Here is a 23,041-nt window from a genome sequence, read left to right as displayed (position 1 = left end):
TGCCGGTGCTTGTAGCCGGCGCACCCGCGCCTACAAAAATAAAGGTGTAACCATGCCGTACCGTAGAGCCTGGATTGCTGTATTTCTGTTCTCTCTGGCGATGATCAATTACATGGACCGTATTGCCCTGTCCATCGCTGCCAAACCAATCGCCGAGGAATTCAATCTCAGTGCAGTCGGCATGGGATACCTCTTTTCCTCATTTATCTGGAGTTACGCGCTCTTCCTGATTCCTGTTGGTTTGCTGATTGATCGCTATGGAGCCAAGCGCATCGGTGGCTTTGGCATTCTCGTGTGGTCGGCTGCTACGGCGCTGACCGGGGCAGCGATGAACTTTGCTTCGCTGCTGGCTGCGCGGCTTGTAATGGGCGCTGGGGAATCGGTCAGCAACCCAGTCGGGGCTAAGGTGATTCGTGAGTGGATCTCGAGCCAGGAACGCGGCACCATCACCGCTGTTTTCAACAGCGGATCATATGCTGGCCCGGCGATCTGCTCGATCGTTCTTGCGATGCTTGTCGCCAGTGTCGGCTGGCGCTGGTCCTTCGTGATTGCCGGCGGTATCGGCTTCGTTTGGCTGTTGGCTTGGTACCTGTTCTACGGCAAACCTGAAGATGTGAAGTGGCTGAGCAACCAAGAGCGTAAAACCATCCTGGGCTCGCGATCCGGTGGCGGCAAACCGGGTGGTGCCGCAGTCGCTCCCTACGGTCTTAAACGCCTGTTGAAGACTCCAACCCTCTGGGGCCTTGCTCTGACTCAAGGCTGCAACGTGTACACCCAGTATCTGTTCCTGACCTGGTTGCCGAGCTACCTTCAGCAAGAGCGTCATTTGACGTTGGAAAAAAGCGGTCTGGTGACTGCTATCCCTTATGCTGCGGCTGTTGTGCTCTGCATCGGCCTGGGCAAACTCAGTGACTGGTACCTGACTCGTGGCGGGGGTGTGAGCTCGGGTAAGCGCCGCAACGTAATTGCGATCTCGATGCTGATTGCGAGCTGCATCCTTTTGGTGCCATTCGCTGACTCTACTGCATCGCTGGTCCTGATTTCGTCGCTGACCTTGGCAGGTATTGCCTCGACCACTTCGCTGAATTTCTCCCTGCTCAATGATCTGCTGCCAAGTGCCGGGGACGTTGGGCGTGCGGTCGCGTTCATTGTTGTTGGCGGCAATCTCTTCGGTGTGGCGGCTCCGATCGTCACTGGTTACGTTGTTCAGGCCACGAACTCGTACAACTGGGCCTTCATGATTGCGGGTATTCTGCTGGTGGCGGGTGCAGTTATTGCTCTGACTATGACTCGCAAGCCAATGGTCCCGCCTACAGTCGAGGTCGAGCCCCATTTGGAAATGAGCCCGCAAAAGGCATAATGCAGGTGCGTGGGGCTCGTCTGTTGGTAAGCGCCCCGCAATCCCATGCCCCAACACGGAAAAGACATGAATCTGACGCCTCTTCAAGCCCGCGTAGCTCGCGATATCGTTGCCTATATCCGCCAAGAGCAACTGGCCGCAGGGCAGCACGTCTCGGAGCTAGGGCTGGCCAAGGCTTTGAAGACGTCACGCACGCCTATCAAGATTGCTCTGAACTACCTCGCTGAGCGAGGAATGCTCAGCCAGGACCGCAACCGCGGCTTTTTCCTGGCCAAGCCCTACGATGATCTGGCCGAAATTGCCCAGGATTTATCGGTCTCCATCGACGATCCGATCTATCAGCAGATCGCGGTGATGCGCCTGAACGGGCAGATTCCTGAGCAGTTTGCAGAAACGGACTTGATGCGTTTATTCAACATTTCACGCTATATGCTGCGTGGCGTGTTGAGCCGCATTCAACAGGAGGGCTGGATCGAGCAGCGTGCCGGCCAGGGCTGGCAGTTCTTGCCGATGATCGACTCGGTCGAAGCCTATGAAGAGAGCTATTCCTTCCGGGCGATCATCGAACCGGCAGGGCTGCTTGCCCCAACGTTCATGATCGATACCGAAGCCATGGCTCGCTGCAAGAAACAGCAGCAATTCATTGCAGATGGCGGCTACCTGACCATGACCCCTCAGGAACTGTTCGAATCGAATGCTCAGTTCCACGAGACGCTTGCCAGTTTTTCCGGCAACAGATTTCACGTTCAGACGGTTCGTCGCCTGGACCAGCTTCGCCGTCTGGTGGAGTACCGCCAGGCTAGCAAGCGTGCACCCAGGCGGGAGCAGGCGGTCGAGCATCTGGCGATCCTTGCATGCCTTGAAAAAGGTGATCGGCTGGCAGCCGCTGACCACATGCGAAAGCACCTGGAGCAAGCTCGCCGGCATAAAGTTGCAGCTGAGTTGTTTGAGGCCGTTGAGCTGCCTGTTGAGGCTTGATCACAACCCTGCACTGGTACGCACCATCGCATAGGCCTGGCGCACCAGCGGGTTGACCGAGTTGGCCCGCACCCACAGGTGGTAGGTGACGTCCGGTAGCGGCGGCAGGCCGTCACTCTGCCCCAGCACACGCATGTCGGGGCCGACCATCTCCTGGCTGCGTGCGGTAATGCCCAGGCCCGCCCGCACCGCGGCCTTGACCCCAATCAGGTTTGACGCAAGGTAAGCCTGGCGCCAGGCGATGCCGGCCTGCTCTAGCGCCTCCACGGCCAGTTTGCGGTACAGGCTGGGGTCGTCCACCAGCACCAGTGGCAGCGGTTCTTCCGGAACATGCTGATATTGCGCGGCGCAGATCCACCACACTGGCGAGGTGCGCAGCGCGAAGCCTTCCAGGCCGGGTGCCGAACGGGTGGAAATGACCATGTCGATCTTGCCGCGCTGTAGGTCTTCCATCAGGAACGGACTACGGCCGACGTCGATCTCCAGGCGCAGATTGGGGGCCGAGCGGGCGATGTGGCTAAGCAATGGCGGCAGAATGGTATCGGCGATGTCGTGGGGTGAGCCGATGCGCAGCACACCGCTCAGTCCGTCGTGACGCAGGCCCGCGAGCGCTTCGTCGTTGAGCGCGAGCATCTGCCGGGCGTGGCGCAGCAGTTGGCGGCCGGTGTCGGTCAGTGACTTGTGCCGGCCCTGCTTGCGCAGCAGCGCCACGCCCACTTGCTGCTCCAGGCGTTGCATGTGCTGGGTCACCGATGCCTGGGTGCGGGCCAGGTGACGGCCGGCCTTGGCGAAGCTTGCGTGGTCAGCGATGGCGACGAAGGTGCGCAGCAGGTCGAGGTCCAGGTTCGGAGTGGTCATGGGGCAGGCCTGTGAGTGAGGGGCGGTAATGGGGGGGCGGACTGGCCCGCAATGGCATTCGATCAGTCTGTATGACCAACCCTGGTGGCCTCATCGCGGGGCAACCTCGCTGCCACGAATATCGCATTCTTACATCAAAGACCGGTAGAAAAACATAATGATCCGTTATGTTTCATGCCTCTCACGCAAACTCGAGCCAGAAAAAAGATCAACGATTGCTGGCATATGCCTTTCTGAGGGCGCAGGAGCACAAACATAGTTATAACGATAGTCAATATTTGAATTTCCCCTCGATCTGGCAACTTCCTAGCATGCGCCCTCATTGGCCGGGTGTTCCGGCTGCCGGGATGAGGAGCCCACCATGTCGCTGTCCACCGTTACCCGCCGCGGGCTGTTTGCATCGTTGCTGGTCACCGCAACCTTCACCGCCAGTGGCCTGGCCCACGCCGACGCCACCCTGGACAAAATTCAGCAGCGCCACAAGCTGGCGGTGGGGGTGGTGCTGTCGGGCGGCCCATTCGGCGCCATCGACCCCAGCACCCGCCAACCCGTCGGTTTCAGCGTTGACCTGGCCCGTGACCTGGCTCGCCAGTTAGGTGTCGCGGTGGACTTGGTCGCAGTACAGCCAGCCAACCGTGTGCAGTTCTTGCAGCAGGGCAAGGTCGACCTTCTGATCGCCAACATGGAGTGGACCGCCGAGCGCGACAAGCTGCTTGGCCACGTACCCACACCGTTCTACCGCGTAGGTGGCAGCGCTGCGGTGGCCAAGGACAGCCCGCTCAAGACATGGGCCGACCTCAAGGGGCAGGCGGTGTGCACCAGCCAGGGCAGCAGTTATACCCAGGCGCTGGTAGGCCTGGGCGCGGACATCAAAGCCTTCAAGACCTCCGCCGAGTCGCTGCTGGCCCTGCGCGGCAACAACTGCGTGGCCGCCGTGCACGACGCCACGCTGATCAACCCGCTGCTGGCCAAGGGCGGCGAGTGGAGCGGCTACCGCGCCATTACCCCCGAGCTGAACCCGGCGCCGTCGGTAATCTGGACCCGCCTGGGCGAAACCGACACCCAGCAGCGCCTGGACCCTTTCGTCAAGCAATGGCACCGCAGTGGCTGGCTGATCGAGCGTGAGCAGGCCAACCACATCACCCCGGCTTCACCGGCGCTGGTAGAGCTGCGCGCCAAACTGCAGGGCGAAGGCGCCTGATGAGTGATGCTCTGCACTGGCTGGTAGGGCAGCTTGCCCGACTTGGCCTGGACTACGGCTTTCTGTTCGATGGCTACGCCAGCGGCAAGCTGGTGGAGGGCGCGCTGACCACGTTATGGCTGTGCCTGTGCGGAATCATCGGGAGCCTGATGGTGGGCGTGTTGCTGGCCGCAGCGGTGACCTCCGGAAGGCGCTGGGTGGCTTGGCCGGCGCGGGCCTTCATCGAGGTTACCCGCAACACGCCGACCCTGGTGCAGCTTTACTGTGCCTTCCTGGTGCTGAACATGCTGATCAACCAGAGCCTGGGCAGCGCCAACCCCATGACACCCTTCGCCTGGGTGGTGTTGGTGATCTCGCTGCACAAAGGCGCCTTTCATGCCGAGGCCCTGCGCGCCGGCATCGAGGCGGTACCGGCGGTTACCCTGGAGGCGGCCCGCTCGCTGGCCTTCAGTCGTCGCCAGCAGTTGCTGCAAGTTCAGTTGCCGCTGGCTTTACGCTTCGCCTTGCCGGCGCTGGTCAACAACCTCATCGACCTGGTGAAGATGACCGCCGTGGCCTCGGCCATCGCCGTCAACGACATCACCTACGCCTCGATCATGATCTGGACCCAGGGCGACAACGTCGTTGAGCTGATGATTTTGATCCTGGCTTTTTTCGGGCTGCTGAGCTTTGCAGTCAATTGTGCCGGCCGCGCCGTGGAAGCGCGCCTGAGGATGCCTGGTTATGGCCACTGAAAACCTCGCTACCCTGTGGCACTGGTCACCAACCCTGGGCGCGGGTCTGTTGCAGAACATCCAGATCAGCGTCGGCGCCATTGGCCTTGGCACACTGCTGGGCTTGCTGGTGGGGGCGCTGCTGCTGTCGCCGCTGGCGTCCTTGCGCGTTATTGCGCGGCTGTGGGTGCAGGTGTTTCGCAATGCGCCCTGGCTGGTGTTGATCTACTTCACCTCGTACGTGTTTCCCTTCGATGTGCAGGTGGGTGGCACTTGGGTCGCGTTCCCCGACTGGCTCAAGGTCACTGTGGGGTTGGCCTTGCCGGCCAGTGCCAACGTGGCCGAAATCTTGCGCGGCGCGGTCGCCTCGATTCCGGGCACCCAGTGGGAGGCCGCGCGCTCGCTGGCCTTCAGCCGCGGGCAGATTCTGCGCTCGATCATTCTGCCGCAGTGCCTGCGGCGCATGTTGCCACCGTGGATGAACCTGTACGCAGTGGTAACCATGGGTACCGCGCTGGCTTCGCTGGTCGGTGTGCATGACCTGATCGACAGCGCTCAGGTCGCTGCAAACACCGTCAACCGCAGCGGCTTCACCGTGTTGGTGTACTTCAGCGTGCTGGCGTTGTTCTTCGCCTATTGCTACCCGATTGCCCGTGTGACTCAACGCCTGGAGCGCCGCTATGCCTTCTGAACCCCTGATCCAGCTGCGTGACGTGCACCTGGCCTTTGCCGACAACCCCGTGCTGCGCGGCATCGACCTGGACGTGCAGGCCGGCCAGGCGGTGTCGATCATCGGCCCGTCCGGGTCGGGCAAGTCAACCATCCTGCGCTGCATGACCGGCCTGCTGCGGCCCCAGCGCGGCAGCATTCGTATCGGTGACACTCAGGTCGAACAGCTGCGCGGCGAGGCCGGGCTGATCGCATTGCGCAAGCAAGTGGGCTTCGTTTTCCAGCAATACAACCTGTTTCCGCACCTGAGCGTGCTCGACAACCTGCTGATTGCCCCTACCAAGGTGCTGGGGCGCAGCCGTGGCGAGGCCCGGGATCAGGCCCTGGCGTTGCTCGAAAAGGTGCGCCTTGCGCATAAGGCCGCGGCCTTTCCGGGTGAGCTGTCGGGTGGCCAGCAGCAGCGGGTGGCCATTGCCCGTGCCCTGGCCATGCGCCCCAAGCTGATCCTGTTCGACGAAGTCACCTCGGCGCTGGACCCGGAAATGGTGGGCGAAGTACTGGCAGTGATCCGCGAGCTGACCGAGGAGGGCATGACTTGCGTGCTGGTCACCCATGAAATGCGCTTTGCCGAGGAAATCAGTGATCAGGTGTATTTCACCGAACACGGTCGCATTGTCGAGCACGGCAGCGCCGGGCAGGTGTTCCGTGCCCCCAGCCACGAGCGTACCCGCGCGTTCCTCCAGCATGCGTTGGGCGAGGGGGGGCTCCGCCCCAGCCGCCCGGCCCCCGATGTATTGAGTAACCTGGGGCGCTACAGCCTCAGCGTATGACTACCGTTTCCCCACAAGAGAGACTGACCATGTCCCAGGATTCCGTGATCCAGCCATTCCTCGCGCAAGTGCGCGCCATCCATGAACGTGGCGTAGACCGCGCCGCCCTGCAGCAGATCGTCTTGCTGCTCGAAGGCCTGGCCGAGCGTCGCGAGCTGTTCAATTTCGAGCGGTTCCCAGCGCCGGATGCGGCCACCGGCGAAACCCAGTACCGCTACCGCCTGAACGACGACGGCGAGTCGCCGACGCTCTACGTCAACTCGCTGCTGCCAGGCAAGGCGACCTTGCCGCACAACCACGAAACCTGGGCGATCATCGTTGCCGTCGAGGGCCAGGAGCTCAACCGCGTGTACCGCCGCGAGGACGACCGTAGCGACCCGGCCCGCGCCAGCCTGGCGCTGGAGCGTGAGGTGTTGGTGCAGCCGGGCACTTCGGTGGCGTTCCTTGGCGATGACTTGCACGGCATTCGCGTCGAGGGCAGCAGCCCGACCTTGCACTTTCACCTCTATGGCCGGCCGCTGGAGTCGCTGGACAACCGCTACGGGGTCAAGGATGACGGCAGCGTGGTGAACTACAACAAGTCGCAGATGGCACCTTCGATCGCCGCTTACGGGCATTGATGCGCTTGGGCCTCATTGCGGGATCGCCACGCGATGAGGCCAGTGCCCGCAATACACCCCCCATTCCAGAAACGACCACGGACTGCGTCCCATGACCCCCAGCATTACCCCTGCGCAGCTGCACAGCTGGCTGTTCGACGGCCAGGAAATCGCCCTGTTTGACCTGCGCGAGCATGGCCAGTATGGCGAAGCCCACCTGTTTTACGCTGTCAACCTGCCATACAGCCGCCTGGAAATCGAAGCACCGCGCCTGGCGCCCAACCCGGCAGTTCGGGTGGTGGTGTACGACGAAACCGGCGACGAACTTGTCCAGCGTGGCGCCCGACGGTTACAGGCTTTGGGCTATACAGACGTGCACTGGCTACAGGGTGGCAGTCTGGGTTGGAAGGCCGCAGGCTTCGAGCTGTTCGCCGGGGTGCACCTGCCGTCCAAGGCGTTTGGCGAGTTGGTCGAACACGCCTGCCACACCCCGCGCATTACTGCGCTGCAGCTGGCCGACTGGCAGCGCCAGGGCAAACCGCTGGTGCTGCTCGACGGTCGGCCGCTGGAGGAGTTCGCCAAGATGAACATCCCCGGTGCCACCTGCTGCCCCAATGGCGAACTGGGCTATCGCCTGGAAGACCTGGTGAGCGACCCGCACATACCGGTCGTGATCAACTGCGCCGGGCGCACCCGCAGCATCATCGGTGCCCAGACCTTGATCAACCTGGGCATCGGCAACCCGGTCTTCGCGTTGGAAAATGGTACCCAGGGCTGGCACCTGGTGGACTTGCCCCTGGAGCACGGCGGCCAGCGTGGTTATCCGGCGCACAGCAACAAGGCGCTGCAACAGCAGCGGGATCGGGCCACGGCGCTGGCACGAAGGGCTGCGGTACAGTGGGTCTCGGCCAGGGAGGTACAGCTTTGGCAGCAGGATGCCCAGCGTTCGCTGTTCCTGTGCGATGTACGCACGCCTGAGGAGTTCGCCGCCGGCAGCTTGCCCGGCGCTCAGCATTGCCCCGGGGGACAGTTGATCCAGGGTACAGACCTGTACATCGGGGTACGCAAGGCGCGGGTGGTGCTGTTCGATGACGACGGTGTGCGCGCCCCGGTGGTAGCCAGTTGGCTGCGGCAGATGGGGCACGAGGTGTACGTGCTCGAGGGTGGCCTGGGCAGTGGCCTTGCCTTGCCTGTGCGGCCTGTGCCGGCACCAGGCCTGGCCGAAGCCAGCGCGGCCGAGCTGGAGGACGCCTTGCTGCTGGACGTGCGTGCTAGCAGCGCCTTCCGCAGGCGCCACCTGCGCGGTGCGCAGTGGGCGATCCGTCCGCGACTGGCCGCACAGGTGGCTGCTGAAACCCGACGCCTGGTGTTCATCGCTGACGACCCGCAGGTCGCGCAGCTGGCCGTGAATGAATTGCCCGAGGCTCAGCGCCTTGCGGCGCGGTTGTTCCCGGTGGGGCTGCAGGCCCAATGGCCGCAGGTCGAGAATGACACTTCGCTGCCAGATGCTCAGTGCATCGACTTCCTGTTCTTTGTGCACGATCGTCACGCCGGCAACAAAGCCGCGGCGCGCCAGTACCTGGCCTGGGAGACCGGCCTGATTGCGCAGATGAACCCTCAGGAAACTGCAAGCTTCAGTCCGCTGGTCCAGCTCGACCCGGTGGCAACGCGTCTGGTGCACGCTGGCCGTGGCAGGGCCGGGCAGGGCGCCCAGGCCGTCAACCCGCCGGTCAGTCGCCTGAGCACGGTGCTGTTTGACAGTGTCGCCGACCTGCAGGAAGCCCGCAGCAAGCGTGATCAGGAACGGGTACTGAGCTACGGTGCCCGCGGCAATCCCACGGCCTTTGCCCTGGAGGATCTGGTCAGCGAACTGGAGGGCGGCTACCGCACCAAGCTGTTCGCCACCGGGCTGCAGGCCATCACCCAGACCTTCCTGGCTTACCTGCGCCCGGGTGACCACCTGCTGATCAGCGATGGCGTCTACGGCCCGGTACGGCGCCTGGCCCGGGAGCTGCTGCAACCGTTTGGTGTGCAGGTGGAGTATTTCGCGGCCGATGGCCAAGGGCTTGAAGGGGCCTTGCGGCCCAACACGCGCATGGTCTACAGCGAAAGCCCAAGTTCGTTGTTGTACGAGCTCAACGACCTGCCGGCCATGGCCGCCCTGTGCAAGCCGCGGGGGATCCTGCTGGCGGTGGACAACACTTGGGGCTCGGGCTACCTGTACCAACCGCTGGCCTTGGGGGCGGACATTTCTGTCATGGCCCTGACCAAATACCTGGGCGGGCACAGTGATGTGATGATGGGCAGCGTGTGCACCACCCGTGAAGCCTTCGCCGCGCTGTCGCGCAGCAGCGATACCTGCGGCTGCACGGTGGGTGCGGATGATGCCTGGCTGGTGCTGCGTGGTGCGCGCAGCTTGGCCAGCCGCATGGCAGTACACGAACGCCAGGCGCTTGAGATTGCTGACTGGTTGCAGGGGCACGAGGCGGTGGCGCGTGTGTACCACCCGGCGTTGCCGCAGCACCCGGGCCATGCGTTGTGGCAGCGAGACTTCAAGGGCAGCAATGGTCTGCTCAGTTTCGAGCTGGCCAATGCAGCCCACGGCCAGGCCGAAGCCTTCGCGGACGGCTTGCGGCTATTCGGCATCGGTGCTTCCTGGGGCGGATACGAGAGCCTGGTGATGCTGTCGGAGGTGGCTGGGCGGCAGTTCGCAACTGCCGCTCGAGGAGTGATTGTACGCTTGCATGTGGGGCTGGAGGATGTTGCGTCTCTCCAGCGGGACCTGGATCAGGCATTGCGACAGAGCGCTTCATAGCCGCACAAGGGAGGGTTCTAAATGGCGGCTCGTATGAGATGCTGGTCGATAGCGACTTGAGGGCGCTTGGTGTCCAGCACGTCGACGCGATCCGCCAGGCGCCTGGCGCGATCCAGCAGCGCATCCTCACCCAAGTGCCATTGGACCGCCAGGCGCAAGCGGCCGATGGCGTAGCCTTGGATACGGTCGAGGCTGGCGTGGAGCAAGCGTGTAGGTGCGCCAAGGCCTCGGCCGATGGCGGCCAGGTCGGGCTCCAGGCCGTTGCGGCCGCTGTAGTGCAGGTCGATGAGGTGCTCGCCGGTGTTGCCGCTCAGGTCGTCATGGGTATGTTCGAGGGTGCCGAGCAACGTGCGGGTGACCGCGCTGCGTGGCTCGCCGAAGACTTGCCAGACCTCGCCCTGTTCGGCGATCTTGCCTTGTTCGAGCACTACCACACGGTCGCAGATTTCGCGGATCACGCCCATCTCGTGAGTGATCAGGACGATGGTCAGGCCGAGGCGCCGGTTGATGTCGCGTAACAGTTGCAGGATCGCCTGGGTGCTTTCTGGGTCTAGGGCGGAGGTTGCTTCGTCGCACAGCAGGATCTGCGGTTGCATCACCAGGGCGCGGGCGATGCCGACACGTTGCTTTTGCCCGCCGGAGAGCTGCGCCGGATAAGCGTCACGGCGTGCTTCCAGGCCAACGAGTTGCAGCAGTTCATCAACCCGGCGTGTCTGTTCTTCGCGCGATACGCCGGCCATGCGCAGCGGCAGGGCGATGTTCTGCGCCACGGTGCGAGTGGCCATCAGATTGAAATGCTGAAAGATCATCGACACCCGCCGGCGCAGGCTGCGCAGGGCCAGGCCTTCGAGGTTGCCGATGTCATCGGTGTCGATGAATACCTTGCCGCTGCTGGGGTTCTCCAGGGCATTGAGCATGCGCAGCAGCGAGGATTTACCCGCGCCACTGCGGCCGATGATGCCGAACACCTCGCCACGGCGAATGTGCAGATCGATACCCCGCAGCGCCTCGACGCCGTTGGGATAGTGCTTGCAGACTTGTTCAAGGCGGATGTGGGGTTGCGGTGCAGCTTGGGTGCTCATGGTGTCGTCTTGCTCCATAAAGATCACTCCCTCGCCTGGCGCGGGAGTGATCGGCACTGTTCAATCAGAACGCCGGATAGATCGCGCCCTTGTAGCGCGCCTTGATGAATTCACGGGTGGCATCGCTGTTCAGCGCTTCGGCGACGATCTTGATCGCCTTGTCATCCTTGTTTTCCGGGCGAGTCACCAGGTACTCGGCCCAGATGTTCTTGCCATCCTGGCCCTTCTCGATGTACAGCGACTTGTCCAGCGGCAGTTTGGCTTCCAGCACGTAGTTGCCATTCAGCGCAGCCAGCTCAACCTGGCTCAGGGCGCGGGGCAGGATCGCCGATTCCAGCTCGACGATTTTCAGATGCCTGGGGTTTTCCACGATGTCTTTCTGCGTTGGCAGCGGGTCTTCCGGGCTGTCCAGCTCGGCCTTGCCCTTGAGCTTGATCAGGCCAAGCTTCTGCAACAGCAACAGCCCACGCCCGCCATTCACCGGGTCGTTGGGGATCGCCACTTTGGCGCCGTCTTCCAGTTGAGTGACGTTGGTAATCTTCTGCGAGTAAGCGACGAAGGGCTCGATGTGCACCGGCACGATAGACACCAGATTCGTGCCGCGCTCTCGGTTGTAGTCGTTGAGGAAAGGCCGGTACTGGTAGTAGTTGGCGCTGAGCTGCCTGGACACGAGTTGCGCGTTGGGCTGGATGTAGTCCGAGAAGATGCGGATATCCAGGTCGACGCCCTGTTTGGCGACGATGGGTTTGATGAACTCGAGGATTTCGCCGTGTGGCACCGGGCTGGCGCCTATCACGAGTTTTTCCCCGGCCTGGGCAGTGCCCAGCAACAGGCCGCTGACGGCCAGGCTGGAAACGATGAGCTTGATGAACGACATGGTGTGTTTCCTTGGCGGTTATTTGCGGGTGAAGTGGATTACCAGGCGGTTGCCGGAGGCTTGCAGCAGCTGGACGAGCACGATGAGCAGGCCGACGGTGACGATCATCACTTCGGTCTGGAAGCGCTGATAGCCATAGCGGATGGCCAGGTCGCCGACGCCGCCACCGCCGATGGCGCCAGACATGGCGGTATAGTCGACCAGCACGATGGCGGTGACGGTGATTGCCGAAATGATGCCCAGGCGGGCTTCAGGTAGCAGGGTGTACCAGATCACCTGCCAGGTGCTGGCGCCCATCGACTGGCTGGCCTCTACCAGGCCGCGATCGACTTCACGCAAGGCGGTTTCCACCAGGCGTGCGAAGAACGCGGTTGTACCGATCACCAGCGGCGGGATGACGCCGCGCACACCGAGGGAGGTGCCAGTGACCAGGGTGGTCAGCGGGATCAGTACAATCAGCAGAATGATGAATGGCACCGAGCGCACGATGTTCAGCACGAAAGACACCAGCCCATACAGTGCTGGCTGTTCCAGTAGTTGCTTGCGCCCGGTCAGAAACAGCAGCACGCCCAACGGCAGGCCGAGCAGCACGGTGAACAGCAGCGCGCCGCCAAGCATGGCCAGGGTATCGAGCGAGGCATCGGTGATCTGGGTCCAGTCGATCTGGTCAAAATTCATCAACAGGCGCCCCTCAGATCCACGAATGCTGGGGCGGATTGACGCCGTTGAGGTAGTACTGGCCGACCGCATAAGGCTTCCAGCGCACCGGGTCATGCAGGGTGTGGGTGCGGGCATCGCGCCACAGGCGGTCCAGGCCATTCTGTTGCAAGGTCGAGCGAGTGCCTCCCAGCTCGAACAACTTGTTGGCGGCGAGCAGGGCGATGTCGGTTGTCAGCACCTTGGCCTCGGCCACGGCGATCTTGGCCTTGGCGATGCTGTCGAGCGTGGGTTCGGCAATGGTCGCGTCCAGTTGCAGGCCGGCCCGCTCCAGTAGCGCTTCGGCTGCGTGCAACCGGATGAACAGATCGCCAACCGCAGCAATGGTGAACGGGTCATCGCTGGCGTGCTCTTTGCCGCTGTCAATCCAGGGCCGGGCTTTGCTGCGAACAAACTCAACCGTGGCCTGCAGCGCGCCACGGGCGATACCGGCATCGATGGCAGCATGGATCAGCTGGCTCTGAGGGCCAACGGCGCTGGGGTTCTCGTAGACGATGTGCGCAGGAAGTACACGCTCGTTGGGCACCACTACGTTTTCCAGCAGCACCGTGCCGCTGGCGGTGGTGCGCTGGCCGAAGGCTGACCAGTCGTCTATCACGCTCAAGCCCGGTGTATCACGGTCGGCGATGGCAACGATGACGTGGTCGTGGTCATCCAGTGCGACGATGGGCACCAAGTGGGCGAAGAGCGCCCCGGTGGAGTAGAACTTGCGACCGTTGAGCACCTTGTGATGCTCATCGTGATCGCTGATGCGGGTCTGGAAATCCTCGACGTTTTTGCCGCCGAACTCCGAGAAGGCGTTGCCAAGACGCAGCCCGGATAGCACTGCGGCGAATAGCGCCTGTTTCTGTTGCTCACTGGCCGACAAGCGAATCACGTCGATGATTTCGAAGCTGTTCTGGGCGATCTGCGCAGCCGATGCATCGGCTGCGGCGAGGATGGCGAAGACCTTGGCCAAGGTCACTTGAGAGACGGCTGCGCCGCCGTATTGCTTGGGGATGGTGATGCCCCACAGGCCGCTTTGTGAGTAAGCCTCCACTTCGGCAAAGGGCAGTGCGCGCTGACGGTCACGTTCCAGGGCGCCTTCGGCAAACAATTTGGCCAAGGCATGGGCTGTTTCTATCGCGTGGGCATCGCTGGTGATACGTGTAGCGGGTTGGGCCGGTCGGCTGGGGCGCCAGGTGGCAGGGTCAACAGGGTAGTAAGGCATGGCGCGGGTCTCGTTTCGACAGGGTCCGATAACTGTCCTCTCGCAAAACCTGTGCCACTGAAGAAAATCAATAAAATCATATAGTTATTGGCATTTAACTGCTTGGATCACTGTACGGTAACTGTAGCAATCTGTTGCTTCACTGTTGCCGGGTAAACAGCGCTCGATGTTCAGAGATTGGCGGCCCTGGTTTGCACTTCAGCCTCCGGCATCAACCGCCCCGGCATATCCTCCAGCAACCGCCGCGTATAGTCGCTCCCCGGTCGCCCGAACACCTCTTCGGTGGGGCCCTGGTCCACCAGTCTGCCCTGGCTCATCACCAGCACCTGGTCACTGATGCCGCGTACCGTCGCCAGGTCGTGGGAGATGAACAGGTAGGTCAAGCCAAGTTCTTCCTGCAAACCTTGCAGCAGATCCAGCACCTGCGCTTGCACCGGTGCATCCAGCGCTGATAGCGGTTCGTCCAGCACCAGCAGCTCCGGTTCTGCCGCCAGCGCCCGGGCTATTGCCACGCGCTGGCGCTGCCCGCCGGAGAGTTGGGCAGGGCGGCGGTGCAGCAGCTCGCCCGGCAAGCCGACCCGCTCCAGCAGTGCCAGTACCCGCGCGCGGTGGTCCCGACGCTGGCCTATTCCGAACGCGCGCAGCGGCTCGCTGATGATGGCAAGCAGATCCTGGCGTGGGTCGAGTGCTGCATAGGGGTTCTGGTAGACCAGTTGCACCCGCCGGCGGTAACCGTGCAATTGGCGGCGACCGGCCCCGAGCACCTCCAGGCCGTCGAAGCGCACGCTGCCGGCGCTGGCCTGCTCCAGGGCCAGGATAATCCGCGCCGTGGTGGACTTGCCCGAACCGGACTCGCCCACCAGGCTGGTGGTGGTACCCCGTTGCAGGCTGAAGCTGACGCCATCCACAGCCGCCGCGCCGTGTTTGTCGAAGCGCCGGTGCAGCTGGGTGACCTGTAGCAGCGGAAGCTCCCGACTCACCCTTGGCGCCACGCGGCGCTGTTGCAAACGCGCCAGCGGCGAGGCTTGCAGCAACTGGCGGGTGTAAGGGTGCTTCGGGGCATGCCACAGTTGCGCCGGGGCACCGCTCTCCAGCAAGCGACCGTGGCGCATCACCAGAATGCGGTCGGCGCGATCCACCGCCACCGCCAGGTCATGGGTGATCAGCAGCAGGCTGCTGCCGCGCTCGCGGACCAACTGCTGCAAACGGTCGAGGATCTGCCGTTGTACGCTCACATCCAGGGCGCTGGTAGGCTCGTCGGCGATCAGCAGCGGCGGGTCGTTGGCCAGGGCAATGGCGATAAGCACCCGCTGGCACATGCCACCGGACAGTTGATGGGGGTAGCGGGCGAGCAGGGTGTCCGGCGCCTTCAGCCCGACTTCCCGCAGCAGCTCCAGGGCACGCGGACGGGCCTGGGCCAGGGGCACACCGTGCACCGTCATGGCTTCTACCACCTGGGCTCCGATAGTCTTCACCGGGTCCAGCGAAGTACCCGGATCCTGCGGCACGAAGCCGATCAGGCGACCGCGACGCTGGCGCCAGGCGTGCTCGTCGAGGCAGGCCAGCGCGTGCCCCTGAAGCCACAGTTGCCCGTGCTGGCGCGCCGACTCCGGCAACAAGCCGGCCAGCGCCGCGGCTGTGGTGGATTTGCCGGAGCCAGACTCGCCGACCAGGCAAACGATCTCGCCTGCCGCTATGTCCAGGTCCAGTTCCTGCACGGCGGCCTGCGCCGCCCCCGGATACTCGACCCCGAACTGGCGGACACGCACCAACGGTACACTCATGTGTGTTCTCCCTGAAGACGTTGCAAGCCCCGGCCAAGTTGCTGGGTGGCGAGCACGACGCTGGCCACCACCAGCCCCGGCAGGGTGGTGTACCACCAGGCGGCGACCATGTAGTTGCGCCCCTCGGCAATCAACAGGCCCCATTCCGGTTGCGGCGGTGGGGCACCGAAGCCCAGGAAGCTAAGGGCTGAGACCGCCAGTACCGCACCGGCGAACTCCAGTGCCGCCAGGGCGAGCAATGGGCTGGCCGCATGAGGCAGGACGTGCCGGCACAGATTGGTCCAGGCGCCAACGCCGGCCACTTGTGCGGCTTCGACGAATACCCGGCTGCGCCAGCGCAGGACTTCGCCCCGGGCCAGCCGGGCGAACACCGCTACCGACGACAGCCCGACTGCGATAGCGATCTCCAGCGTGCCGAAGCCAAGGGCGGTGACGATGGCCATGGCCAGCAACAGGGCCGGAATCGCCATGAGCACCTCCACCAGCACCGCCAGAACCCGGTCGGCAGTACCACCGAACCAGCCGGCGATGCCGCCGAGCAGGGTCCCGGCGAGCAGGGCGATCAGCACCGCGATGGCGGTGGCCTGCAACGACAGCGCCGCCCCATACACGCAGCGGGCGTAAAGGTCGCGGCCCAGGTGGTCGGTGCCGAACCAATGCTGCGCCGAGGGCGCGCGCAGCGTACGGGTGGGGTCGGCGAGCAGCGGGTCGAGGCCGGTGAACAGCCCGGGGAAGAACGCCCAGCCCAGCAGGAGCAGGAACAGCACCAGGCTCAGCACCACCGGCAAGCCAGGCCGGTGGCGCCACGATGGCGACGAGGAAATGGCGGGTTGCAGGATCATGGTCGCCTCCCTTGGCGAATGCGCGGGTCCAGCAGTGGGTAGAGCAAGTCGGTCAGCAGGTTGGTCAGCACAAACAGGGTCGCGGCGAGCAGCACCACGCCCTGCACCACGGCGATGTCCTGGCTGGCCACTGCAGCCTGGGCCAGGCGGCCCACGCCGTCGCGGGAGAACACCGTTTCAGTGACTACTGCGCCGGCCAGCAGGTTGCCGAGCAAGGTGCCGGTCAGGCTGAGCAGGGGGATCGAGGCGTTATGCAAAATATGCCGCCACAGCAACGACCAGCGCCCGACCCCCTTGCTGCGCAGGGCCTGGACAAAGGGCTGGCGGCTGACGCCGGCGATGGAGCGGCCGAGTACCTGAGCGATCATTGCGGCGCAGGGCAGGGCCAGGGTGAGTGCCGGCAGCACCAGGCTGGCGAGGCCGTGATCGCCCATGGCCGGCAGCCAGTGCAGACGGAAGGAGAACAGTTGCAGCAACAACAGGCCGACCCAGAACGTTGGCAGCGATACCACCAGTGCCGGCGCGTTGTGCAGCGCCGCCTGTAGCGGGCGCCGCCGTACCTGGTGGGCCGCCAATGCCACGCCGATGCCCAGCGGCACGGCGATCAGCAGTGCGGCAAAGGCCAGGGCCAGGGTTGCCGGGAGTGCCGCGGCCAGGGCCGCCGTGACCGGCTTGCCAGTCTGCAGCGATACGCCAAGGTCCAGGTGCAACAGCCGCCACAGGGCGCCGCCGTATTGCTGCCAGAGACTGCCGTCGAGGTGATAGCGGGCACGCAGTTCGGCGACCTGTGCCGGATCCGCCGTGCCCGGCTCGCCGCCTTGGGCGAGCAGGATCCCGATCGGATCGCCCGGCAGGGCATACAGGATGGCGAACGACAGGCTGAAGGCCGCCCACAGCACCAGCAAGGCCTGGGCCAGACGCCAGAGTGCAGAGGTGTGCATGCTCATTGGCCTCCCGGTTGTGCCAGCCACGTGTCGTAGAATTGCAGGCGCGTCGAGGCCTCGTAGTGCAGGCCGCGAACGACATCACGGAAGGCGGTGACGGTGGCCATTTCCACCAGCGGAATCACATGGCCCAGGTCCAGCAGCTCGGCGCTGGCCTGCTGGATCAGTGCGCCACGTTTCTGCCCGTCGAGGCTGGCCGCCGAGTCGAGCAGCAGCTGGTCGAGCGGCAGTGTTGCGCGAACGTTGACGTTACGTCCCGGCGACAGGAATACCGTGCGCAGTACGTCTGGGTCTGCCCGGGTCAAGTTGAAGAACCACAGGCTGTAGTCGAGGGAGGTCTGTTGCAGGCTGACCTGGCCGATGGTGGATTTGTTCAGGCGCAACTCGACGCCGATCGTGCGCAGCTGTTGCTGCACCAGCTCCAGCACCGGGGTGGTGGCCTGCCAGTAGTCGAGGGCGAAGCCTAGCCTCTTGCCGTCGCGCTGGCGCCAGCCATCGGCACCCTTGCGCCAGCCGGCGTCATCCAGCAGCTTTTGCGCACCCGCCGGATCGTAGGCCAGATGACTGCTCAGGTCCTGGTAATACGGCGTGCTGCTGGCCAGTACCGACGTCGCCGGTTTTTGGTAACGGGAAATCACCCCCTGGAACTGGCTGCGGTCGATGGCCTTGTTCAGCGCCTGGCGCACCGCCAGCTCATCCAGCGGCGCCCGTGAGACATTCGGCGTCAGGCTAAAGACGATGCCCGGGTTGGGGCGGTTGATCGTGGGTACGCCCTGGGCTTGCAGCACCGTTTCGTCCTGCACCGGCACGCTGGTGTTCACGTCGATCTGCCCGGACAGCAGGCTGCCCAGGCGTACGCCGGACTCGGGGAGGACATGGAATTCGATGGCGTCCAGCCAAGCGCGGCCTTGGTGCGCGGCAATCGAAGACGGCCAGTGGTAATCGGGGCGGGCCTCGATGCGTACCAGCCTGTTGTGAGCGAAACTTTTCACCGTGAACGGCCCGGAGCCCACCAGGGCACCCTGGCAGCGCTCCTCGGCAGTGCGTTTCAAGGTGTCGAGGGAAAACAGCCCGAGGCTCATGGTTGAACTGGCCTGGAGAAACTGCGCGTTGGGCTGCCTGAACGTGACGCGCACGCTCAACGGGCCGGTGACGTCCACCGATTCAAGGCCCGCCAGATAGGTACCGGCCAGTTGCGCACGCGCCCCAAGCGCGACGATCGCCTCGAAATTGGCCTTCACCGCTGCCGCATCCAGCGGGCTGCCATCGGCGAAGGTCACCCCTTCGCGCAGGTGGAAATCGAACTGCCGCGAATCCTCGCTGACTTCCCAGCGCTCGGCCAGCCAAGGCAGGATCTCGGCGCTTTGCGGGTCCTGGTCGGTAAGCGAGTCCACCAGTTGCCGCCCCACATTGAGCGCGGTGTTGTTGCCGGCCTGCTGCGGGTCGATGCAGTTCGGGTCGCCGTCGAAGGCCACGCGCAGTACACCGCCAGCCTGCGGCTGCGCCGGGGTTCCGGTGGCGGCCGATTGCTCCGGCTTACTGTCGCAGCCGGCCAGGGCCAGGGCGATGGCCAGGATTGCCAAGGGTCGAATCATGGACGCTCCTCAGAAGAACCGGTTGGCGCGGTAGGGTAGGCCGAGGTTTTCCCGCAGCGTGGTACCGGCGTATTCGCGCTGGAACAACCCACGGCGTTGCAGCTCGGGGACCACACCGTCGACGAAATCGTCGATGGCCGAATGCAGGCCGCTGAACATGATGTTGAAGCCGTCGGCGGCATCCGCTTCGTACCAGGCATGAAGGTCATCGGCGATGCTTTCGGGCGTACCGATCAGTATCCGATGCCCGCCAGAGGTCAGCTGGTTGAACAGCTGGCGCACGGTCGGGCGCTCGCGGCGTATCAGGTCGAACACGAGCTTCTGCCGGCTCTGGTGGGTGTTGGTGGTGAACTGCTCCGGTGGCAATGGCACTACTTCGTCGAAGGGCAGTTCGGACAGGTCGTAGCCGAGGCTGACGAACTTCGAAATCGAACTGAGGAAGGCTTTCGGCTCCAGCAGTTCCTGCTGGCGGTCGTATTTGGCCTGGGCTTCGGCAAGGGTCTTGCCGACCACGGGGGAGACACCCGGCAGGATCTTCAGTTCATTCGCGCCCCGCCCGAACCCGGCGGCCGCGGCCTTGGTTTCCTGATAGAAGGCGCGACCCTGTTCGATGGTGTGCTGGGCGGTGAAGATCAGTTCACCCACCCGCGCCGCCAGGCGCTTGCCCGCCACCGAAGCACCGGCCTGGGCCACCACCGGATGGCCCTGGGGCGAGCGCGAGACATTGAGCGGGCCGCGCACCTGGAAGTGCTCGCCCTGGTGACCGAGTACATGCAACTTGTCGATGTCCAGCCAGGTGCCGCTGGCCTTGTCCTGGATGAAGGCGTCGTCGGCCCAGCTGTCCCACAGGCCGCTGACCACGTCGTAGAACTCCTCGGCGCGGGCGTAGCGGTCGTCATGCTCGACATGCTCCTGGCGATTGAAGTTTTCGCCACCGCCCAGGGAGGTGACCAGGTTCCAGCCGGCCCGGCCACCGCTCAGATGGTCCAGCGCAGCATACTTGCGCGCCACGTTGTAGGGCTCGTTATAGGTGGTGCTGGCAGTGGCGATCAGGCCGATATGGCGAGTGCTGGCGGCCAGCGCCGGCGCCAGGATCAGAGGGTCCCAGCGCACGCTGTTGGGCCCGCGCTGCAGGGCCAGGTCGAGCTTGACGTCGAGGGTGTCGTTGAAGAACAGCGAATGGAACCGCCCGGCTTCCAGCTTGCGGGCGATGTACTGGTAGTGCTCGAGGCTGCGGAAGGTATCCAGCGGCGCCTCCGGCAGGCGCCAGGCGCTGCCGCTGAGGGTGCCGGGGATGAAGGCGCCGAGTACGAACTGGCCTTGGCTCATGAACATTCTCCTGGCGCCCGCCGAACGAGGCGGGCGCTCGATCGTTGGGGTCAGAAGTTGTAGGCGATGCGGGTGTACCAGAAACCGCCATACGGATCGAACGGCGAGATCGAGCCGAATTTCGGGAAGCCGTTGACGTCGCCGGCTGGGAAGGCGTTGTTATCGGCACGTACATCGAACAGGTTGTTGGCGCCCACGGCGATATCGAAGTTGTCGGTCAGCGCATAGGCCACTTCCAGGTCGGTGAGCCACTTGGCGCCGTAGGTCACGTCGTAGTCGGGGTTGGCGTCGCGAGCGATGACCTTGTCATAGCGGGTCACGGCGGCGTTGATGGTAAAGCGCTCGATCTGCCAGTTGGCGCTGAGGATCAGCTTGGTCTTGGGGTTGGCCACGGTGAGGTAACCCTGGGCCACACGGTCGAACAGTTCCAGATTGTTGCCAGCGGCCCTGAGAGTGGCTGGGGTCTGCTTGATGTCGTCTATCTCGGTCTTGTTGTAGTTGGCGCCGATGCCGTACTTGACCTGGCCGAACCGGCCATAGTCGACCCGGTAGTCGGCCACCAGGTCGATGCCGCGGGTGGTGGTGTCGGCGGCATTGGTGAAGTACTTGATGCGGTAGCCGGGCTTGTAGCCGTTGGCCACGAGGACCTGATCGACGCCGTTGCCATAAAGGAAGCCGGTCAGGGCGATGCGGTCGCGGATCTCGATCTGGTAGGCATCGAGGGTCACGCTGGCTTGTGGCAATGGCTGCCAGGTCAGGCCGAGGCTGATGTTGCGCGACTTCTCCGGGCTCAAGTCCTCGGCACCGAGAGCCTTGGCCAGCGCCGAATCGACCCGGGCGGTCTTGGCTTCGACGAACTGGGAGACGCCATTGACCGTGGTGTACTGGTTGGCGGTCTGTGCGTAGGTCGACTGCGACAGCGACGGCGCACGGAAGCCGTTGCTCAGCGTGCCGCGTATGGCAAAGGTCGGGGTGAAGTCATAGCGCGCGGTCAGCTTGCCGCTGCGGGTATTGCCGCTGCTGTCGTCGTATTTTTCGAAGCGCGCGGCGGCCCCCAGGTAAAGCTTCTCGGTCGGGTTGAAACCGACGTCGAGGTAGCTGGCGTAACTGTTGCGGCTGGCCTGGCCTTCGTCCTCGGGTGTAAGGGTAATCGCACCTTGCGCACCGACCGAACCCGGTTGCCCGGCCAGTGGACCGCTGGGGTAGATATAACCGCCGTTGATCCATGACAGCGGGTCGTCCGACTCGGTCTTGTAGCGCTCGTGTCGGTGCTCCAGGCCCCAGGATACTTGCAACGGCTTGCTCAGGCCGACCTCGAAGGGGCGGGTCAGGTCGAGGTTGTTGGTCCATTGGTCGAAGGTGTTGGTGTAGGTGTCGAAATGGGTCGGGCTGCCCGGGCCGAGCGAGGCGTTGAGGGTCTCGTCGGCGCCGGCCTGGCTTTTCGCCCGGCCGAAGGTAGAGCTGAGGTCCCAGTGCCAGTCGGCGATGTCGCCCTTGCCGCCAGCCGCGGCCTGGTAGTCGGTTTCCTTGAGGGTATAGAAGGGAGCAGTACCGTCCGGGTAGATCTCTGGAATGATGTTGGTCGAGTTTGGCCGTCGATAGTTCTGTCCGCCCTTGGCGTCGCGCTGGCTCAGGGTAGAGAAGGAGTACAGGGTCAGAGCGTCGCTCACCGGCAGTTCGGCGTTGTACGACAGGTTGATCGCCTTGATCTTTGGCAGGCCATTCTTCTGCACTTCACGGTCGGCTGTGGCATTGCGCGGGTCACCAGGGAAGTACAAGTTGCCGGTGGCCTCGCGGGAGCGGGTGGCGGTCTGCACCGACTTGGCATCCAGGGCGTAGTTGAAGAAGCCGCCGCTATCGCCCAGGGCCAGGCCCTGGTTGAGGGTCTGGCGCAGGTTGCCGCCGTCGCCGTCCTCGTAGTACTGGCCATATTGGGTACTGACCGAGCCGCCGTTGTCGTGCTGCTTGAGGATGATGTTGATGACCCCGGCGATGGCGTCGGAGCCGTACTGTGCCGAGGCACCGTCGCGCAGCACTTCGATATGGTCGATGGCACTGACCGGGATCATGTCCAGGTCCACCGGGTTGGTGCCGTAGGCGGCAGTGGAGTCGAGGTTGATCACCGAGCTGTTGTGGCGGCGCTTGCCGTTGACCAGCACCAGCACGTTGGAACCGTTCAGGCCGCGCAGGCTGTAGGGGCGGGCGACGCTGTCGTTGGAGGTGCCGGAAGGGCGCTGGGAGAACGACGGCAGGGTTTTCTGCAGGGCTTCGCGCAGGCTGCTGGAGCCGGTCTGTTCGAGCTGTTTGCTGTCGATCACGTCGATCGGTGCCGGGCTGCTGGTAACGGTGCGCACCTCGCTTCCGCGCGAACCGGTGACGATCACCGTGCCAAGCGCGGTGTCGCTGTCGGCGGCCAGCGCCAGTGGGTTGAACAGGTAGCCGGCGAGCAGCGCCGGGGCCATGGCCAAGGGAGTGAATACGGACTTCATGACGGTTCCTAGGAATACGGTTGGCAGTCAGGCCCTGGATGTGCGATCGAGCGGGCTCTCATAGGTTGTTTCAGGTTTTCCAGGCATGGCCGGGCCCGCGGAAGGTCCATCGCTCCCGTGGTTCGGCGTGCCTGTGTCTCGTCCGGCGC

At 63.9% G+C, this 23,041-nt stretch carries 19 protein-coding genes; 8 read left to right on the top strand and 11 right to left on the bottom strand.

Going from position 1 to position 23,041, the window contains the following annotated elements:
- Nucleotides 1–52: 52 nt before the first annotated feature.
- A complete protein-coding gene (locus ACFY9W_RS21180; RefSeq protein WP_391134175.1) occupies nt 53–1,360 on the top strand; it encodes an MFS transporter in 1,308 nt (435 codons plus the stop codon).
- A 66-nt stretch (nt 1,361–1,426) separates the two neighbouring features.
- The gene (locus ACFY9W_RS21175) at nt 1,427–2,338 is read left to right on the top strand and encodes a GntR family transcriptional regulator (RefSeq protein WP_391134172.1); all 912 of its coding nucleotides are present in this window, start codon (nt 1,427–1,429) and stop codon (nt 2,336–2,338) included.
- Here the strand turns inward: ACFY9W_RS21175 and ACFY9W_RS21170 are convergent, their stop codons facing one another.
- Nucleotides 2,339–3,196: a LysR substrate-binding domain-containing protein gene (locus ACFY9W_RS21170; protein ID WP_391134169.1), complete on the bottom strand. Its 858-nt coding sequence runs from the start codon at nt 3,194–3,196 to the stop codon at nt 2,339–2,341.
- Between the two features lie 361 nt (nt 3,197–3,557).
- On the opposite strand from ACFY9W_RS21170, the gene ACFY9W_RS21165 reads away from it, so the two are divergent.
- The 6 genes from ACFY9W_RS21165 (at nt 3,558) to metC (ending at nt 10,023) form a co-directional block, all read left to right on the top strand.
- Nucleotides 3,558–4,397: a transporter substrate-binding domain-containing protein gene (locus ACFY9W_RS21165; protein WP_391134166.1), complete on the top strand. Its 840-nt coding sequence runs from the start codon at nt 3,558–3,560 to the stop codon at nt 4,395–4,397.
- Nucleotides 4,397–5,131 (top strand): ABC transporter permease subunit, encoded by a 735-nt coding sequence (locus ACFY9W_RS21160; RefSeq protein ID WP_391134163.1) that lies wholly within the window; start codon nt 4,397–4,399, stop codon nt 5,129–5,131. The genes ACFY9W_RS21165 and ACFY9W_RS21160 overlap by 1 nt, the downstream gene beginning before the upstream one ends.
- Complete coding sequence (locus ACFY9W_RS21155; RefSeq protein WP_391134160.1) at nt 5,121–5,801, top strand: ABC transporter permease subunit; 681 nt, start codon at nt 5,121–5,123, stop codon at nt 5,799–5,801. The genes ACFY9W_RS21160 and ACFY9W_RS21155 overlap by 11 nt, the downstream gene beginning before the upstream one ends.
- Nucleotides 5,791–6,609, top strand: coding sequence for an ATP-binding cassette domain-containing protein (locus ACFY9W_RS21150; RefSeq protein ID WP_391134157.1), 819 nt, complete (start codon nt 5,791–5,793; stop codon nt 6,607–6,609). Before ACFY9W_RS21155 ends, ACFY9W_RS21150 begins: the two co-directional genes overlap by 11 nt.
- 29 nt (nt 6,610–6,638) lie before the next feature.
- A complete protein-coding gene (locus tag ACFY9W_RS21145) occupies nt 6,639–7,229 on the top strand; it encodes a cysteine dioxygenase (protein WP_391134154.1) in 591 nt (196 codons plus the stop codon).
- Nucleotides 7,230–7,320: 91 nt separating this feature from the next.
- Nucleotides 7,321–10,023: a cystathionine beta-lyase gene (gene metC, locus ACFY9W_RS21140; RefSeq protein WP_391134151.1), complete on the top strand. Its 2,703-nt coding sequence runs from the start codon at nt 7,321–7,323 to the stop codon at nt 10,021–10,023.
- Nucleotides 10,024–10,040: 17 nt separating this feature from the next.
- Here the strand turns inward: metC and ACFY9W_RS21135 are convergent, their stop codons facing one another.
- From ACFY9W_RS21135 to ACFY9W_RS21090, 10 genes are all read right to left on the bottom strand, one after another.
- Nucleotides 10,041–11,123, bottom strand: coding sequence for an ATP-binding cassette domain-containing protein (locus tag ACFY9W_RS21135; RefSeq protein ID WP_391134148.1), 1,083 nt, complete (start codon nt 11,121–11,123; stop codon nt 10,041–10,043).
- A 46-nt stretch (nt 11,124–11,169) separates the two neighbouring features.
- Entirely contained in the window at nt 11,170–11,982 is an 813-nt protein-coding gene (locus ACFY9W_RS21130) for a MetQ/NlpA family ABC transporter substrate-binding protein (protein ID WP_391134145.1), read from the bottom strand.
- A gap of 18 nt (nt 11,983–12,000) precedes the next feature.
- Nucleotides 12,001–12,660 carry an ABC transporter permease subunit gene (locus ACFY9W_RS21125; protein ID WP_391134142.1) on the bottom strand — a complete coding sequence of 220 codons (660 nt, stop codon included), beginning with the start codon at nt 12,658–12,660 and terminating at the stop codon, nt 12,001–12,003.
- A gap of 13 nt (nt 12,661–12,673) precedes the next feature.
- Nucleotides 12,674–13,909 (bottom strand): SfnB family sulfur acquisition oxidoreductase, encoded by a 1,236-nt coding sequence (locus ACFY9W_RS21120; RefSeq protein WP_391134139.1) that lies wholly within the window; start codon nt 13,907–13,909, stop codon nt 12,674–12,676.
- A 170-nt stretch (nt 13,910–14,079) separates the two neighbouring features.
- Nucleotides 14,080–15,693, bottom strand: coding sequence for a dipeptide ABC transporter ATP-binding protein (locus tag ACFY9W_RS21115; RefSeq protein ID WP_391134136.1), 1,614 nt, complete (start codon nt 15,691–15,693; stop codon nt 14,080–14,082).
- Nucleotides 15,690–16,535 (bottom strand): ABC transporter permease subunit, encoded by an 846-nt coding sequence (locus ACFY9W_RS21110; protein WP_391134133.1) that lies wholly within the window; start codon nt 16,533–16,535, stop codon nt 15,690–15,692. The genes ACFY9W_RS21115 and ACFY9W_RS21110 overlap by 4 nt, the downstream gene beginning before the upstream one ends.
- Nucleotides 16,532–17,476 carry an ABC transporter permease subunit gene (locus tag ACFY9W_RS21105; protein ID WP_391134130.1) on the bottom strand — a complete coding sequence of 315 codons (945 nt, stop codon included), beginning with the start codon at nt 17,474–17,476 and terminating at the stop codon, nt 16,532–16,534. The genes ACFY9W_RS21110 and ACFY9W_RS21105 overlap by 4 nt, the downstream gene beginning before the upstream one ends.
- A gap of 2 nt (nt 17,477–17,478) precedes the next feature.
- Nucleotides 17,479–19,074: an ABC transporter substrate-binding protein gene (locus tag ACFY9W_RS21100; RefSeq protein ID WP_391134127.1), complete on the bottom strand. Its 1,596-nt coding sequence runs from the start codon at nt 19,072–19,074 to the stop codon at nt 17,479–17,481.
- 9 nt (nt 19,075–19,083) lie between these two features.
- On the bottom strand, nt 19,084–20,403 hold the full coding sequence (locus ACFY9W_RS21095) for an NtaA/DmoA family FMN-dependent monooxygenase (RefSeq protein ID WP_391134124.1): 1,320 nt from the start codon (nt 20,401–20,403) through the stop codon (nt 19,084–19,086).
- A 50-nt stretch (nt 20,404–20,453) separates the two neighbouring features.
- Nucleotides 20,454–22,892: a TonB-dependent receptor domain-containing protein gene (locus ACFY9W_RS21090; protein WP_391134121.1), complete on the bottom strand. Its 2,439-nt coding sequence runs from the start codon at nt 22,890–22,892 to the stop codon at nt 20,454–20,456.
- Between the last annotated feature and the right edge of the window lie 149 nt (nt 22,893–23,041).

Origin of the sequence: Pseudomonas sp. NPDC008258, assembly GCF_042956345.1 — a bacterium.
Classification (GTDB): Bacteria; Pseudomonadota; Gammaproteobacteria; order Pseudomonadales; family Pseudomonadaceae; genus Aquipseudomonas.
Note: the sequence above shows the minus strand (reverse complement) of the source record. Positions and strands in the feature narration are given on the sequence as shown.

What these genes read in the sequence shown, in the direction of transcription:
- ACFY9W_RS21180 (WP_391134175.1), top strand. Translation starts at nt 53, where the DNA reads ATGCCGTACCGTAGAGCCTGGATTGCTGTATTTCTGTTCTCTCTGGCG.
- ACFY9W_RS21175 (WP_391134172.1), top strand. Translation starts at nt 1,427, where the DNA reads ATGAATCTGACGCCTCTTCAAGCCCGCGTAGCTCGCGATATCGTTGCC.
- ACFY9W_RS21170 (WP_391134169.1), bottom strand. Translation starts at nt 3,196, where the DNA reads ATGACCACTCCGAACCTGGACCTCGACCTGCTGCGCACCTTCGTCGCC.
- ACFY9W_RS21165 (WP_391134166.1), top strand. Translation starts at nt 3,558, where the DNA reads ATGTCGCTGTCCACCGTTACCCGCCGCGGGCTGTTTGCATCGTTGCTG.
- ACFY9W_RS21160 (WP_391134163.1), top strand. Translation starts at nt 4,397, where the DNA reads ATGAGTGATGCTCTGCACTGGCTGGTAGGGCAGCTTGCCCGACTTGGC.
- ACFY9W_RS21155 (WP_391134160.1), top strand. Translation starts at nt 5,121, where the DNA reads ATGGCCACTGAAAACCTCGCTACCCTGTGGCACTGGTCACCAACCCTG.
- ACFY9W_RS21150 (WP_391134157.1), top strand. Translation starts at nt 5,791, where the DNA reads ATGCCTTCTGAACCCCTGATCCAGCTGCGTGACGTGCACCTGGCCTTT.
- ACFY9W_RS21145 (WP_391134154.1), top strand. Translation starts at nt 6,639, where the DNA reads ATGTCCCAGGATTCCGTGATCCAGCCATTCCTCGCGCAAGTGCGCGCC.
- metC (WP_391134151.1), top strand. Translation starts at nt 7,321, where the DNA reads ATGACCCCCAGCATTACCCCTGCGCAGCTGCACAGCTGGCTGTTCGAC.
- ACFY9W_RS21135 (WP_391134148.1), bottom strand. Translation starts at nt 11,123, where the DNA reads ATGGAGCAAGACGACACCATGAGCACCCAAGCTGCACCGCAACCCCAC.
- ACFY9W_RS21130 (WP_391134145.1), bottom strand. Translation starts at nt 11,982, where the DNA reads ATGTCGTTCATCAAGCTCATCGTTTCCAGCCTGGCCGTCAGCGGCCTG.
- ACFY9W_RS21125 (WP_391134142.1), bottom strand. Translation starts at nt 12,660, where the DNA reads ATGAATTTTGACCAGATCGACTGGACCCAGATCACCGATGCCTCGCTC.
- ACFY9W_RS21120 (WP_391134139.1), bottom strand. Translation starts at nt 13,909, where the DNA reads ATGCCTTACTACCCTGTTGACCCTGCCACCTGGCGCCCCAGCCGACCG.
- ACFY9W_RS21115 (WP_391134136.1), bottom strand. Translation starts at nt 15,693, where the DNA reads ATGAGTGTACCGTTGGTGCGTGTCCGCCAGTTCGGGGTCGAGTATCCG.
- ACFY9W_RS21110 (WP_391134133.1), bottom strand. Translation starts at nt 16,535, where the DNA reads ATGATCCTGCAACCCGCCATTTCCTCGTCGCCATCGTGGCGCCACCGG.
- ACFY9W_RS21105 (WP_391134130.1), bottom strand. Translation starts at nt 17,476, where the DNA reads ATGCACACCTCTGCACTCTGGCGTCTGGCCCAGGCCTTGCTGGTGCTG.
- ACFY9W_RS21100 (WP_391134127.1), bottom strand. Translation starts at nt 19,074, where the DNA reads ATGATTCGACCCTTGGCAATCCTGGCCATCGCCCTGGCCCTGGCCGGC.
- ACFY9W_RS21095 (WP_391134124.1), bottom strand. Translation starts at nt 20,403, where the DNA reads ATGAGCCAAGGCCAGTTCGTACTCGGCGCCTTCATCCCCGGCACCCTC.
- ACFY9W_RS21090 (WP_391134121.1), bottom strand. Translation starts at nt 22,892, where the DNA reads ATGAAGTCCGTATTCACTCCCTTGGCCATGGCCCCGGCGCTGCTCGCC.